At 66.0% G+C, this 13,887-nt stretch carries 14 protein-coding genes; 3 read left to right on the forward strand and 11 right to left on the reverse strand.

Annotated features, from left to right (window positions below):
- Positions 1-143: 143 nt before the first annotated feature.
- Positions 144-1,415: a penicillin-binding protein activator gene (locus ILT44_RS00205; RefSeq protein WP_204237534.1), complete on the forward strand. Its 1,272-nt coding sequence runs from the start codon at positions 144-146 to the stop codon at positions 1,413-1,415.
- Positions 1,416-1,699: 284 nt separating this feature from the next.
- Here the strand turns inward: ILT44_RS00205 and ILT44_RS00210 are convergent, their stop codons facing one another.
- From ILT44_RS00210 to ILT44_RS00225, 4 genes are all read right to left on the reverse strand, one after another.
- Positions 1,700-2,209: an OsmC family protein gene (locus ILT44_RS00210; protein ID WP_204237535.1), complete on the reverse strand. Its 510-nt coding sequence runs from the start codon at positions 2,207-2,209 to the stop codon at positions 1,700-1,702.
- Positions 2,210-2,229: 20 nt separating this feature from the next.
- Entirely contained in the window at positions 2,230-3,018 is a 789-nt protein-coding gene (locus ILT44_RS00215; RefSeq protein ID WP_204237536.1) for an ABC transporter ATP-binding protein, read from the reverse strand.
- A gap of 199 nt (positions 3,019-3,217) precedes the next feature.
- Positions 3,218-4,072 (reverse strand): ABC transporter permease, encoded by an 855-nt coding sequence (locus ILT44_RS00220; protein WP_204237537.1) that lies wholly within the window; start codon positions 4,070-4,072, stop codon positions 3,218-3,220.
- Positions 4,073-4,095: 23 nt separating this feature from the next.
- Complete coding sequence (locus ILT44_RS00225) at positions 4,096-5,064, reverse strand: aliphatic sulfonate ABC transporter substrate-binding protein (protein ID WP_204237538.1); 969 nt, start codon at positions 5,062-5,064, stop codon at positions 4,096-4,098.
- A 252-nt stretch (positions 5,065-5,316) separates the two neighbouring features.
- On the opposite strand from ILT44_RS00225, the gene ILT44_RS00230 reads away from it, so the two are divergent.
- Together ILT44_RS00230 and grpE are read left to right on the forward strand one after the other, a co-directional pair.
- Positions 5,317-8,067 carry a [protein-PII] uridylyltransferase gene (locus tag ILT44_RS00230; protein ID WP_204237539.1) on the forward strand — a complete coding sequence of 917 codons (2,751 nt, stop codon included), beginning with the start codon at positions 5,317-5,319 and terminating at the stop codon, positions 8,065-8,067.
- Between the two features lie 67 nt (positions 8,068-8,134).
- The gene (gene grpE, locus ILT44_RS00235; protein WP_204237540.1) at positions 8,135-8,773 is read left to right on the forward strand and encodes a nucleotide exchange factor GrpE; all 639 of its coding nucleotides are present in this window, start codon (positions 8,135-8,137) and stop codon (positions 8,771-8,773) included.
- A 173-nt stretch (positions 8,774-8,946) separates the two neighbouring features.
- Here the strand turns inward: grpE and ILT44_RS00240 are convergent, their stop codons facing one another.
- The 7 genes from ILT44_RS00240 to pyrF form a co-directional block, all read right to left on the reverse strand.
- Positions 8,947-9,885 (reverse strand): hypothetical protein, encoded by a 939-nt coding sequence (locus ILT44_RS00240; RefSeq protein ID WP_204237541.1) that lies wholly within the window; start codon positions 9,883-9,885, stop codon positions 8,947-8,949.
- Between the two features lie 47 nt (positions 9,886-9,932).
- Positions 9,933-10,553, reverse strand: coding sequence for an alpha-ketoglutarate-dependent dioxygenase AlkB family protein (locus ILT44_RS00245; RefSeq protein WP_204237542.1), 621 nt, complete (start codon positions 10,551-10,553; stop codon positions 9,933-9,935).
- Between the two features lie 240 nt (positions 10,554-10,793).
- Positions 10,794-11,414: a 2,3-bisphosphoglycerate-dependent phosphoglycerate mutase gene (locus tag ILT44_RS00250; protein WP_204237543.1), complete on the reverse strand. Its 621-nt coding sequence runs from the start codon at positions 11,412-11,414 to the stop codon at positions 10,794-10,796.
- A 39-nt stretch (positions 11,415-11,453) separates the two neighbouring features.
- Positions 11,454-12,260: a 4-hydroxy-tetrahydrodipicolinate reductase gene (dapB, locus tag ILT44_RS00255; protein WP_239467816.1), complete on the reverse strand. Its 807-nt coding sequence runs from the start codon at positions 12,258-12,260 to the stop codon at positions 11,454-11,456.
- A 227-nt stretch (positions 12,261-12,487) separates the two neighbouring features.
- The gene (locus ILT44_RS00260; protein WP_204237545.1) at positions 12,488-12,790 is read right to left on the reverse strand and encodes a DUF1330 domain-containing protein; all 303 of its coding nucleotides are present in this window, start codon (positions 12,788-12,790) and stop codon (positions 12,488-12,490) included.
- A 3-nt stretch (positions 12,791-12,793) separates the two neighbouring features.
- Positions 12,794-13,081, reverse strand: coding sequence for a DUF1330 domain-containing protein (locus ILT44_RS00265; protein WP_204237546.1), 288 nt, complete (start codon positions 13,079-13,081; stop codon positions 12,794-12,796).
- Positions 13,082-13,150: 69 nt separating this feature from the next.
- Positions 13,151-13,879, reverse strand: coding sequence for an orotidine-5'-phosphate decarboxylase (gene pyrF, locus ILT44_RS00270; RefSeq protein WP_204237547.1), 729 nt, complete (start codon positions 13,877-13,879; stop codon positions 13,151-13,153).
- Between the last annotated feature and the right edge of the window lie 8 nt (positions 13,880-13,887).

Genomic DNA, 13,887 nt, shown 5'->3' on the forward strand with positions numbered 1-13,887 from the left:
TGGTCACTCTCGCATGAAGGGACACCTTCATGAAAGCCGGGTCGTCAAGCCTGAATCATGCATTGGAAACAATGTTTACTTTTTGCTGGCACGCTTCTCTTGGTGGCAAAAGCTGTTTCCCAAGGGGGGTGGAGATGGCACGCGTGTCGTTTCATAAGGCCTGCGGCTTTTCGAGCCGAACGGCTCTGCTCGTTCTTGTGGCCGGATCGCTGGTCCTGTCCGGATGCGTCGGCTCGGGCAGCCTGACGCCGCCGCGCAAGGTCGCCCGGCCACAGCCCGCTGCCGCTGAACCGGCCTATGCGGCCGGGGTTATGCCGCCGAGCGCTCCGATGCCGGATCCCGTGCCCCGGCAACCGGGCGGTACGATTCTCGGGACCGGCCCCGTCAAGGTCGCCCTGGTCCTGCCCATGAGCGCTGCGGGGCAGGGGGCGGTGGTGGCGCAGAGCATGCATAACGCCGCCGAAATGGCCCTCGGCGAATTCCAGGGCTCGGACATCACCCTGCTTGTGAAGGATGACCGTGGCACTCCCGAGGGAGCTCAGGCCGCCGCGCAGCAGGCGCTTGCGGAGGGGGCCGAACTCATCATCGGCCCGCTCTTCGCAGGCTCCGTGCAAGCTGCGGGGCAGGTGGCGCGCGAGCGGGGCAAATCCGTCATCGGCTTCTCGTCCGATGCGAGCGTCGCCACCCGCGGCGTCTATCTCCTGAGCTTCCTCGTGCAGGAGGAGGTCGACCGCATCGTCGCCTTCGCCGCTGCCCAAGGCCGTCGCTCCCTTGCGGCCATGATCCCGGAGACCGCCTATGGCCGCGTGGCCGAAGCGCGGCTGCAGCAGGCCGCTGCCCGGCAAGGCATCCGCATCGCCGCTCTCGAGTATTATCCGGCCGGACAGCCGCAGGTGGCCGTGCAGCGCCTGTCCCGGGTGATCGGCGGCCCCGCGCCCCAGGCCGATGCGCTGTTCATCCCCGACAACGGCGACGGCCTTCCCGCCGTCGCCCAGGCGCTGCAGATGGCGGGCTTCGACCCCATGCGGGTCAAGCCGCTCGGCACCGGCGTGTGGAACGAACCGCGCGTGCTCGCCCTTCCGGCCCTGCAGGGCGGCTGGTTCGCGGCGCCCGACAACCGCGGCTTCGAGGCCTTCGCCGAGCGCTACCGCGCGCGCTTCAACACCGATCCGATCCGGCTTGCGACCCTGTCCTACGATGCGGTGACCCTCGCGGCGGCGCTGGCGCGGATGCAGGGCGCGCAGGGCTTCAATGACGGGATGCTCACCAACCCGGCGGGCTTCGCCGGGGCCGACGGCGTGTTCCGCTTCAACCCCGACGGCACCAACGCCCGCGCCCTGACCGTGCAGGAGATCCGGGGCGGTGCCACTGTCGCGATCAGCGGCGCACCGCGAACATTGGTGGCTGGGAACTGACACCATTCTGCTACTGCTGCCTTTAGCCGGATCACGACGAGAAAAGCCGTCCTCCGTCCCTCATCCTAAGGAGCGCGCTCTTCCCTCCCCCTTGCGGGGAGGGATGAAGGGTGGGGGGCGTAAAGTCAGTCCATCGTTCTCGATTCAGAAGACCCAACGACGATACAGCGCCTGACTGGATGAGGCCGTCACCCGGTCGGACCACCCCCACCCCTTACCCCTCCCCGCAAGGGGGAGGGGAGATTGCCGGTCCGCCGCAATGAGGACGGTGCGAAGTAGCAATCCTACTTACGCGTCAGCGTCGCGCTCAGCTCAGGCTTGTTGTTGAGGCTTTGGAAGACGACGCAGTAACGCTCGGTGAGCTTGAGCAGCTGGTCGATCTTCTCCTGCGGCGCATCCGTGTCGACCTCGAAGGAGAGGCGAATGCTCCTGAAGCCCACGGGGGCGGTCTTGTCGACGCCGAGGGTGCCGCGGAAATCAAGGTCGCCTTCCGCCTTCACGGCACCGTGGCGCAGGTCGATCTCGAGCGCGGTCGCCACGGCCTTCAGCGTCACGCCCGCGCAGGCGACGAGCGCCTCGAGCAGCATGTCGCCGGAACACAGTTCCGCACCGGAGCCGCCTGAGGCCGGGTGAAGGCCCGCAACCGCGAGCGCACGGCCGGTCTCGACCTTGCACGCGATGTGCTGGTCGTCGAGGGTGCCCTGAGCCTTCAAGGTGATGACGGCGGCGTTCGGGTCGCTGCGGTATTGATCCTTCAACGGCGCCTGGAGGGCGCGAAGGGCGGTCGCATCCATGATGGTGTCCTTAAGGTGTGTTACCACCACAGCGCAGCGGCCTGACGGTCGCGTTCGCGCTGTGGCTGGGCTTGCGGAGCTTTGAGGGAATGGTCCAGGGCCGTCAAGACGCGGCGCACGGAGGTCTCGAAGGGAAGGCCCGTCCTGTCGCGCGGCCGCGAGAGCGTCAGGGGCAGCTCGTCGAAGATGCGGCCGGGCTTGGGCTGCATGACGACGGCGCGATCCGCGAGCGTCACCGCCTCCTGCACGTCGTGCGTGACGAGCACCACGGTCGGGCGCGTCTCCTCCCATAGGCCCAAGAGATGCTCGTGCAGGCTTGCGCGGGTGAAGGCGTCGAGCGCCGAGAACGGCTCGTCGAGGAGCAGCACTTTCGGGTTGGTCACGAAGGCGCGCGCGATCGACACGCGCTGCTGCTGCCCGCCCGAGAGATCGCGCGGCCAGCGGTCCGCGTGCTCGACGAGGCTGACCTTTTCGAGCGCATGCGCGACGCGCGCCTTCTTCTGGGCGGCGCTCAACCCATCGAGACCGAAGGCGATGTTGTCGGAAACCGACAGCCAGGGCAGCAGGCGCGGCTCCTGGAACACGATGCCCACAGCCGGATGCGGCCCTGAAAGCACTTCGTCGTCGAGGCGGATCCGGCCGGCGCTTTCCCGGTCGAGGCCGGCGATGAGGCGCAGCAGCGTGGTCTTGCCGCAACCGGAGCCGCCGATCAGCGAGACGATCTCGCCCTCGTGCACGGTGAGATTTATGTCGGAGAGCGCCCGCGTGCCGTCGGCATAGGTTTTTGAGAGATGTTCGAGGCTCAGCACGAAGCGTTGCTCCTGTCTTGGTCGACACCGGTACTGTCATTCCGGGGCGGCCATAGGCCGAGCCCGGAATCCATAACCGCTAACGAAGCAGAATAAGGAGCCATGTAAGCCGAAATGCTTTTCCTTGTAGCCTTGTGTTTATGGATTCCGGGCTCCGCTGCGCGGCCCCGGAATGACAGTGAGGAGCAGGAATTGATCATCACAGCCTCTCCCGCACGGTGTCCTGCCAGCGCACGAGCGGCTTGGTGGCTGCAACGAGCAGGCTGTCGGCCGTCTTGCCAAGCAGTGCGAAGGCGATGATGGCGGCGAGGATCTGGTCGGGCTTGCCCATCTGCTGACCGTCGACGAGGAGGTAGCCCAGGCCCTCGGATGCGCCCATAAACTCGGCAGCGACCACGAACATGAAGCCGAGTCCCAGACCCGACCGCAGCGCGATCACGGCCTCAGGCAGCACTGCCGGCAGCAGGATGCGTCGCGCGAGCTGAATGCGCGAAAGGCGGAACACGTGGCCGACCTCCACGAGCTTGCGGTCGACGGAGAGGATCGCGCCCGCGATGCCGAGATAGACGGGAAAGAACACGCCCACCGCAATGAGCGCCACTTTCGATGCCTCGAAGATGCCGAGCCAGAGAATGAACAGCGGCACCCAGGCGATGGAGGGGATGGCACGCAGGGCCTGCAGCGTGGGATCGAGCAGTTGCCGGATGGTCCGGTTCGCTCCCGACATCGCACCGAGCACGATGCCGGCTGCAGCCCCGATGACGAAGCCGACGAGAACGCGCCAGAGCGTCATCCAGGTATGCGCCCACAACTCGCCGGTCTGGGCCAAGCCCCAGAGCGTCGCGATGATGCGGCTCGGGGGCGGAACGAGGCGCCCCTGCGCGAGGCCAGATTTGACGGCGGCCTCCCAGAGAAGCGCAATGGCGATGGGCAAGAAAAAACCGAGAAGGATGCGCCAGTCGAAGGCGCGTCGCTTCTCGGTGGAGGCAGGGGCCGCGAGAGCGGCGGCACCCTCATGGGAGGACCAGGCTTGGCTTGCAGCTTTGCCTGTCACGGCGCTCTCCCGTGATGAACTCATCAGCGCTGCGCGGTGGCGAAGCGGCGGTCGATCAGGGAATCGACGGCGGCGCGCACGTTGGTCTCAGGGGTGATGACGCCGGCCTGCTGCAGGGCGAGACCTGCGGCGAGGATGGTGTCGACCTGAGCCTGACCGATGGACGAGTGCGTCAGCTCCGTGCGCTCGAGCTGGCGCTCGATGACCGCGTCGGACAGCTTGGTGTAGGTCACGAGGATCTTCTTCAGCTCGGCCGGATTGGCGAGAGCGTATTTGCGGGCTTCCTCATAGGCCTTGAGCACGCGCTCCACGAGAGCAGGGCTCTCCTTGGCGAAGGCTTCGGAGACGTTGAGCACGCCCCAGGTGTTGGCGCCGGCGTTGCGGTAGAAGAGCTGGGCACCGCTTTCCACTTCGGCTGCGGCCATCAGCGGGTCCAGGCCGGCCCAGGCATCCACGTCGCCGCGCTCGAGGGCGGTGCGGCCATCCGGATGTTGGAGCAGGACGAGCTTCACGTCCTTCTCGGTGAGCTTGGCCTCCTGCAGAGCGCGCACCAGGAAGATGTGCGGATCGGTGCCGCGGGTCACGGCCACGCGCTTGCCCTTCAGGTCCTCGACCTTGGCGATGCCCGTATCCTTGCGGGTGACGAGCGCCGTCCATTCGGGGCGGGAATAGACATAGATCGACTTGATCGGGTTGCCGTTGATCTTGCCGATCAGCGCGGCGGCGCCGGCGGTGGAGCCGAAATCGATCGAGCCGGCATTGAGGAATTCGAGCGCCTTGTTGGAGCCGAGCGACTGCACCCAGCGGACGCCGATATTGTCCTTCGCCAGTTCCTTCTCCAGGAAGCCCTTCTCCTTCAGGAGCAGGCTCACCGGGTTGTAGGTGGCGAAGTCAATGCGGATTTCCTTCACCTGGGCCACGGCGGCACCGGTGAAGGAGGCGAGGCCGGTCGCAAGCGAAGCGGCGAGGAGAAGGCGGCGGGTCAGGCTCATCGTGTCATTCCCATGTTTGGCGCATGGGAGCATCGTTGGAGGCGCCCGGCGCTTTAGCTGCACTTGTTTCGCGCCCGCAATCTGCATGCTCAAATCGGCGCGTGTCCGTTTTTTAGGAAGGTTTGTTTGTTATGTCAAACAATATCTCTTATAAAGAACATAGTATTCGTTCTGCCGGATAATGCCAGTCCGCCCGTGGGCGAAGCCTCTATGAGGTGGTAAGGCAGGCGGCTCCTCGTATACGGTTGTTCCATGCCAGCCCACAGCCCCCAGAGCCTCCTGAAAAGCCTCGGCAGCCAAACGATCCGGGATGCGGCGGACCTGCGCGCCAGGCTCGTTCCTGCGCTGAAGACTTTTCTCGACGAGGGACGGGCCGAGGCGGAGGCAAATCTTCTGGAGAGCCAGAACGGCCTCGCCTGCGCCCGCTATCTCTGCGAGCAGATGGACCAGGTGGTGCGCATCGTCCACGATGCCGTGGCCCGGCACCTCTACCCCGCGGCCAATCCGTCCGCCGGCGAGCGCCTCGCCGTGGCGGCGACCGGCGGCTACGGGCGCGGGACCCTGGCGCCGGGCTCAGACGTCGATCTCCTGTTCCTGCTGCCCTACAAGCAGACCGCCTGGAGCGAGAGCGTCGTCGAAGCGATGCTCTACATGCTGTGGGACCTGAAGCTGAAAGTCGGGCATGCGACCCGCTCGGTGGAGGAGTGCCTGCGCGAGGCCCATGCGGACATGACGATCCGCACCTCGCTCCTCGAAGCCCGCTTCCTCTTCGGCGACCGGGATCTCTTCGAGGATCTGGAGAAACGCTTCGACAAGGAAGTCGTCGCGACCTCGGCGCCGGCCTTCGTCGATGCCAAGCTGAAGGAGCGCGACGCACGCGTCGCCAAGGCCGGCGCCTCGCGCTATCTTGTCGAGCCCAACGTGAAGGACGGCAAGGGAGGCCTGCGCGACCTCAACACGCTCTTCTGGATCGCCAAATACGTCTACCGGGTGAAGGAGCCCAAGGAGCTGGTGACGGCAGGCCTCTTCACGCAGGAGGAATTCAACCTGTTCGCGCGCTGCGAGGAGTTCCTGTGGCGGGTGCGCTGCCACATGCATTTCGCCACCGGCCGAGCCGAGGAGCGGCTGACCTTCGACCTGCAGCGGACCATCGCCGAGCGCATAGGCGTTGCACCCCGTGGCGGGTTGTCGGCGGTCGAGCGCTTCATGAAGGCGTATTTCCTCATCGCCAAGGATGTCGGCGATCTGACCGCCATCGTCTGTGCGGAGCTCGAAGCGCGTCAGACGAAGCGGCGCCCCATGCTGGACCGGATGTTCGGCCGCTTCCGTCGCCAGCGCGGCGGCGCCCTGGTGGGTGACGGCTTCGTCATCGACAACAACCGTCTCAACGTCGAGAACGAGGACGTATTCGAGCACGATCCCGTCAACCTGATCCGCCTGTTCTGGCTCGCCGACCGGCACAACCTTGCGGTCCATCCCGATGCAAAGCGTCTGGCGACACGCTCGCTCAAGCTGATCGCGCCGAGCCTGCGCAACGATCCGGAAGCCAACAAGCTCTTTCTCGAGATCATCACGTCGAAGAATGCGCCCGAGATCGTGCTGCGTCATATGAACGAGGCCGGCGTGCTCGGCCGCTTCGTTCCGGATTTCGGACGCATCGTAGCGATGATGCAGTTCAATATGTATCACCACTATACGGTGGACGAGCACCTCATCCGCTCGGTCGGCGTGCTCACCGAGATCGAAGCCGGCCATCTCGGCGACGAGCATCCGCTCGCCAACCAGATCTTTCCGACCATCCGCAACCGCCGTGCGCTCTACGTGGCCGTCTTCCTGCACGACATCGCCAAGGGACGGCCCGAGGATCACTCGACCGCAGGCGCCGCGATCGCCCGCAAGCTCGGACCCCGTTTCGGCCTCACCGATGCGGAGACCGACACGGTATCCTGGCTCGTCGAGCATCATCTTCTGATGTCGAACACCGCGCAGAGCCGCGATCTCTCGGATCCTGCCACCATCAAGAGCTTTGCGGAGGTGGTGCAGACCATGGAGCGCCTGAAGCTCCTGCTCGTGCTCACCATCGCCGACATCAAGGCCGTGGGTCCGGGCACCTGGACCGGCTGGAAGGGCCAGCTCCTGCGCAACCTCTACCAGGAAACGGAGGTTTTTCTCGGCGGCGGCGCGGTGGACCTCGCCCGCTCCGAGCGGGTGCGCATGGTGCAGGAGCAGCTGCGCGCCGAGCTGCCCGACTGGCCGGACGCGGAATTCGAGGCCTATGCCGCGCGCCATACGCCGGCGTACTGGCTCAAGACCGACGAGACCCGGCGCGCGAAGCAGGCGCGCTTCCTGCAGCAATCCGACCGGGCCGGGCGTACGGTCACCACCGCCTACGAGACGGACCAGTTCCGCGACGTGACGGAGTTCACGGTCCTTTCGCCGGACCACCCGCGCCTGCTCGCCATCATCACCGGGGCCTGTGCTGCGGCGGGCGGCAACATTGTCGATGCGCAGATCTTCACCACCACGGACGGCATGGCGCTCGACACCATCGTCCTCTCCCGTGCCTTCGACCGGGATGAGGACGAGCTGCGCCGTGCCGAGCGGGTCGCCAAGGCCATCGAGCGGGCGCTGAAAGGGGAGGTGAAGATCGCCGACCTCGTGGACGGCAAGCGCCCGGCGAAGGAGCGTTCCAAGGCCTTCCACGTGCCGCCCGAGGTGACGATCGACAATTCCCTGTCGAACCGCCAGACGGTGATCGAGGTCTCGGGCCTGGACCGACCGGGCCTGCTCTACGACCTGACCACTGCCCTCGGGAAGCTCAACCTCAACATCGCCTCGGCCCATATCGTCACCTTCGGCGAGAAGGCCGTGGACGTGTTCTACGTGACGGACCTGACGGGCACGAAGATCACCCATGCGGGCCGCCAGGCCACCATCCGCCGGGCCCTGCTGGACGTCTTCAAGACGGAGGAAACCGAGTCTCTCCAGCGGCGCAGCGCTTGATTTGTGGCGTCGGGGACCTGATATGTGCCCCGAACCCTTCTCCTTATCCACCTTTAGCTGATCGATCATGAATCCGAACGACACGGAAAACCAGAACGCGGCCCCGCAGACCGAGCCCGCCCACGACGCTGTCAATCAGGACACCGTCAACCAGGCCTCGTCTGCGCCAGAGGCCGACCCGATCGCCGTTCTCGAGGCCGAGAAGGCGGATCTGAAGGACAAGCTCCTGCGCCTGATGGCCGATATGGAGAACTTGCGGCGCCGCACTGCCCGCGAAATCACGGATGCCCGAACCTATGCGGTGACGAACTTCGCCCGCGACATGCTCAATGTGGCCGACAACGTGCGCCGCGCCATCGAGAGCGTGCCGGAGGAGGCGAGCAAGACCGCCGAGGGCGCCTTCAGAGGCCTCCTCGACGGCATCGACCTCACCGAGCGCGACCTGCTCAAGACCCTCGAGCGCCACGGGGTCAAGAAGCTCGATCCGCAGGGCCAGAAGTTCGATCCGAACCTACACCAGGCCATGTTCGAGATCCCCAATCCGGAGGTGCCGAGCGGCACGGTCCTACAGGTGGTCCAGTCCGGTTATGTCATCGGCGACCGCGTCCTGCGCCCGGCCCTGGTCGGCGTGTCCAAGGGTGGCCCGAAGGCTGCCGCCAACGGTAACGGTGCCGAGACGGCGGATAACCCATCCGCGTCTTCATAAGAGGCCAAGCTCTACGCCTGTGCCCTCCCCCTTGCGGGGAGGGGGGCGTAAAGTCAGGACGCTGCCTCTGGTGAGGGAGACCCTGCACGACTACAGCATTCGATCGAGGATCTTTCACCCGGGAAGCGGATGCCGGCCCGCCGTCCGGCAACGGCGGCAGGCGGGAAACCCCGTCAGGGATTCATCTCGACACCGTCGATCAGGCCCCGGAACCGCCGCAGGTTGTCGTCCCGCTGTTCGGCCCGGGTCAGGCCGACCATGCGCACGTAGCGGTTCGGCTCGAAGCGGATGGTCTGCATGACGATGACCGGCTGGCCCGATTCCGCCTCCACCGCCTTGGCGACGATCTCGTGCCAGTCCTGCCCCTTGAAGCGGAAGGCCTCCGAGCGCTCGATCTTGATGTCCTTGAGGATCTGGTTCGAGTTGAGCGCGGCGCGGGCGAACTGGTTGCGCTGGTCGCCGGCAGGGGGCGCGGCATTGAGGGACGAGGCCACAATGACGATCGGCTGCTCCACCGCCTTGATCATGTCCTTGGGTCCGTCCGTGAACAGGACCGAATTGCCCGACATGACCCGGACCGGGCGGAAACCCGCCTTGTCCCCGAGCCGGAAGGGCAGGGCGGAGATCTGCTCCTCGAGGGAAACCGGGCCGCGGAGGGCGACCGTCTTCAGAGCCTCGCGCATCTGCGCTTCGCTGTAGCCGTCTTCCCCGCCGCGAACCTGGGCGATGATGAGGCCCGCCATGTCCTCGCCCTTGACCGCCATCACCCATTTGCGGCCCTGCACGGGGCCAGCCATGGTGCCGCCGATCAGCACGCCGGTCTTGGCGCCCAGGGTCAGTGTCTCGCGGGAGGTCTCGTCCAGACCCTGGCGCTTCAGGGCATCCTTCGTGAAGCCCTTGAGCAGCTGCTCATAGGCGGCGGCCGGCATCTCCACGAAATTGATGGCGGCGGCCTTCTCCTCGTTCTCGAAACCACTGAACCGCCGCGAGACCATCATGTCCGCAGGCGGAACGATGCCGATCCGGGAGGCTGGCGGAAAGACGGGCTCGGCCGCGAAGGCGGCCTGGGCCGACAGGATGAGGCCTAAGGCAGCGGCTGCGAAAGCTTTCATGGATGCGCCCCTCCAGAGGTGCTTGCAGGTGATCTGTCCCGTCGACGCTAAAGCGCCTTATCAACCTTGCGCAAGGTGAGATTGAGCCGCCCGCCCTGCGGCAGCAGGTCCGAGCTACCCGCATTCAGCCGGTCGATGCCATGATAGATCAGCCGCGCAGGACCGCCGAACACGATCGCGTCACCGGATCGGAGCCTGATCGATTTCGTCGGATCCCTGCGCTCCAGGCCGCCATAGCGGAACAGCGCCGTGTCGCCCAGCGACAGGGAGACCACGGGCGCCTCGAACTCCTTCTCGTCCTTGTCCTGATGCATCCCCATGCGGGCGCTCTGTTCGTAGAAGTTGATCAGGCAGGCATCGGGCGGATGCGGGTAGAAGCTCAATTCCTCCCAGGCGCGCAGGACCTGTTCCGGCATGGCCGGCCAGGGCTTGCCGGTCTCGGGATGGGTGGGCTGGTAGCGGTAGCCGTCGACGTCCGACACCCAGCCCAGCCGCCCGCAATTGGTCATGCGCACCGAGAACGGCTTGCCCGTGCGCGGCATGCGCGGCGTGAAGAGAGGAGCTTGCATCGTGATCTCGCGCAGCGATTGGAGCAGGCGCTCCTGCGCGGGGCGGTCGAGATAGTCGGGGTAGTAGACGAGGCCGGGGCTGAGGGTGATGGGGGACATGGTACGATTCTGAAAGATGCCACGGCTTGCGTCATCCCCGGACTTGTTCCGGGGATCCACGTCTTTTTCCAACGCTGTGGTTCTAGAGCATATTTCGGCGAAGTGGATCCGGTTCGCCGTCAAAATATGCGGCGAGCCAAAGAAGAGAGATGATTCCACGTCAGTGGAAACAGCTCTAAAAACGTGGATGGCCGGGACAAGCCCGGCCATGACGTGTGGGGAACGAGATTGAAACCTCCCTTACCCCTCCAGCACCTCTTTGCTGGCCACCGTCGTGTCCTCGTTGAGCTTGTAGACGAGCGGGATGCCCGTCGCGAGCTCGAGGCTCGGGATCGTCTCGGAGGTGAGGCCGTCGAGCACCATCACGAGGGCGCGCAGGGAATTGCCGTGGGCGGCCACCAGCACGCGCTCGCCGCGCATGACGCGGGGCAGGATCTCGCGGATGTAGTAGGGCAGCACGCGGGCCACCGTGTCCTTCAGGCTCTCGCCGCCGGGCGGGGGCACGTCGTAGGAGCGACGCCAGAGATGAACCTGCTCCTCGCCCCAGCGGGCGCGGGCATCGTCCTTGTTGAGGCCTGCCAGATCGCCGTAATCGCGCTCGTTCAGGGCGAGGTTCGCAATGGTCTTGAGATCCGGCTGGCTGATCTCTTCCAGGATCAGCTTGCAGGTGCGCTGGGCGCGCGACAGATCGGATGTGAAGGCGACGTCGAACTGCACCCCCATCTCCTTCAGGCGACGGCCCGCGTTGCGCGCCTCCTCGATGCCGAGATCGGTTAGGCCCGGATCCTTCCAGCCGGTGAACAGGTTCTTGAGGTTCCACTCGCTCTGGCCGTGGCGGGCAAGCACAAGAAGGCGATCCATATCGTAGCGTCTCCGATGTCGGTGCGATGTAAGCGGGTTTTAGAGCTGATCGAGGCCAAGGACATGGGCCATGGTGTAAAGCCCAGGCTTCTTGTCGAATCCCCAGAGCGCGGCCCTCACGGCGCCGCGGGCGAAGATGCTGCGATCCTCGGCCCGGTGCGACAGCTCCAGGCGCTCGCCGGCTCCGGCGAAGATCACCGAATGCTCGCCGACGACCGTGCCGCCCCGAAGGGTCGCGAAACCGATATCGCCCGCATTGCGTGCGCCGGTATGTCCGTCGCGGCTGCGCACGGAGCGATCCTTGAGGGATACCTTCCGTCCTTCCGCCGCGGCCTCGCCGAGAAGCAGGGCCGTGCCGGAGGGCGCGTCCACCTTCATGCGGTGGTGCATCTCGAGGATCTCAATGTCGAAGTCTTCACCCAGCGTCGCCGCGACCTTGCGCACGAGGCCGGCGAGCAGGTTGACGCCGAGCGACATGTTGCCGGACTGGACGATGCGCGCATGACGCGCAGCCGCCTCCAGCTTGGTGAAGTCGGCTTCTGCCAAGCCGGTGGTGCCGATCACATGGACGATGCGCGCCTGGGCCGCGAGCGCCGCGAACGCGACAGTTCCGGCAGGCGCCGTGAAGTCGAGAACGCCGTCGGCCTGGGCGAAGACGGGCAGGGGATCGTCGGTCACGTCCACGTCGAGAAGCCCGATACCGGCCAGCAGCCCGGCATCGTGCCCGAGAGCAGGCGAGCCTTCCCGCTCGATGGCGCCGACGAGGGTGCAGCCCTCGGTTTCGGCCACGGTTTTGATGAGCATGCGCCCCATGCGTCCGGCGGCACCCACCACGACAAGTCGCATCTCGCTCATGACCATTCTCCTGTTGTCACGGGGTCAGGGTATAGCGGCTTGGGGGATGGCTGAGAAGCGTGGAGGTTGCCTTAACCCTCCCCCCTTTGCGGGGGAGGGTGGCGAACGAAGTGAGCCGGAAGAGGGGGCGTTCTTCGATTGAGCGCGGCCCCTCTCCCGACCCTCGCTCACGCGAGGGCCACCCTCCCCCACTGAGGGGAGAGGGCGAGTGGCGCACTTCACCCCGGCTGCGGGCCCTCATAGGCTTCGATGATGATGATGTCGGCCACCGCATGGCCGTCGCGCTCGGCCTTCGCGGCCTGGTATTCCGGCGAATCCCAGCACGCCAAGGCGGCCTCGTAGGAGGGGAATTCGATCACCACGTTGCGCGACCGAGCCTCGCCCTCGGCGACCCGGTAAGTGCCGCCGCGCACCAGGAAGCGGGCGCCGTACTTGGCGAAAGGCACGGCATTGGCCTTCACGTAGTTCTGGTAGGCGTCGGGATTCGAGACATCGACGCGGCCGATCCAGTAGCCTTTCATCGCTTACGCTCCTTCCACCAGAACGAACTCGGCGATGCAGGCGCCCTCGCGCTTGGCCTTGGCCGCCTGATATTCCGGCGAATGATAATAGGTCCTGGCCTGCTCCACCGAGTCGAATTCGATCACCACGTTGCGGGCGCGCGCCTCGCCCTCGAGCGCCTCGTAGGCGCCGCCGCGCACCAAGGGGCGGCCGCCATACTGGCGGATCGCCTCCGTCGCGCCCTTGGCGTACTCGGCGTAAGCCTCGGGATTCGTGACGGTGACGCGGGCAATGACATAGCCTTTGGGCATCAGGCGCTCCTCTTCGTTATGGGATGTGGCAGCGGAAGGCGGCAAGGTCCGAGCGTCAGGATCTGGTCGTCAAGCCGCCGATTGGGCGATTTCGCGCACGATCGCTTCCGCCGCGGCGCGCGGATCGGCTGCCTTCACGATGGGGCGGGCGACCACGAGGTGGTTGGCGCCGAGGCGGATGCCCTCCGTCGGCGTGACGATGCGCTTCTGGTCGCCCGCGTCCGTTCCGGCCGGGCGGATGCCGGGGGTGACGATGAGGCAATCGGGACCGACGATGGATCGCACGCGCTCGGCCTCCGTCGCGGCGCAGACGATGCCGTCGACGCCGAGATCGCGGGCCTGCCCCGCGCGGCGGGCGACAAGCTCCGCAGCCGATATGGACGCGTAGCCCGCCTCGACGAGGTCGTTGTCGTCGTAAGACGTGAGCACGGTCACGGCGAGGATCTTCAGGTCCGTGCCCGCCTTGCCGGCCATCGCCGCGCGCATGGTCTGCGGGTAGGCGTGGACCGTGAGGAACGTGGCGCCGAGCTTTGCCACCGAGCGCACGCCTTCCTCCACCGTGTTGCCGATGTCGTGGAGCTTGAGATCGAGAAAGACCTTCTTGCACTGTCCGATCAGCTCGCGGGCGAAGTCGAAGCCGCCGGCATAGGCCAGCTGATAGCCGATCTTGTAGAAGGTGCCGGCCTCGCCGATGCGCCCGACGAGGGCGCGCGCCTCCTCGACGCTGGCGACGTCGAGTCCGATGATGAGCTTGTCGCGGATGTCTCCTGCGGGGATGGGGTTCGTCGGAAGAGACATCGCGGCGC

Source organism: Microvirga arvi (assembly GCF_016892765.1).
GTDB lineage: Bacteria > Pseudomonadota > Alphaproteobacteria > Rhizobiales > Beijerinckiaceae > Microvirga > Microvirga arvi.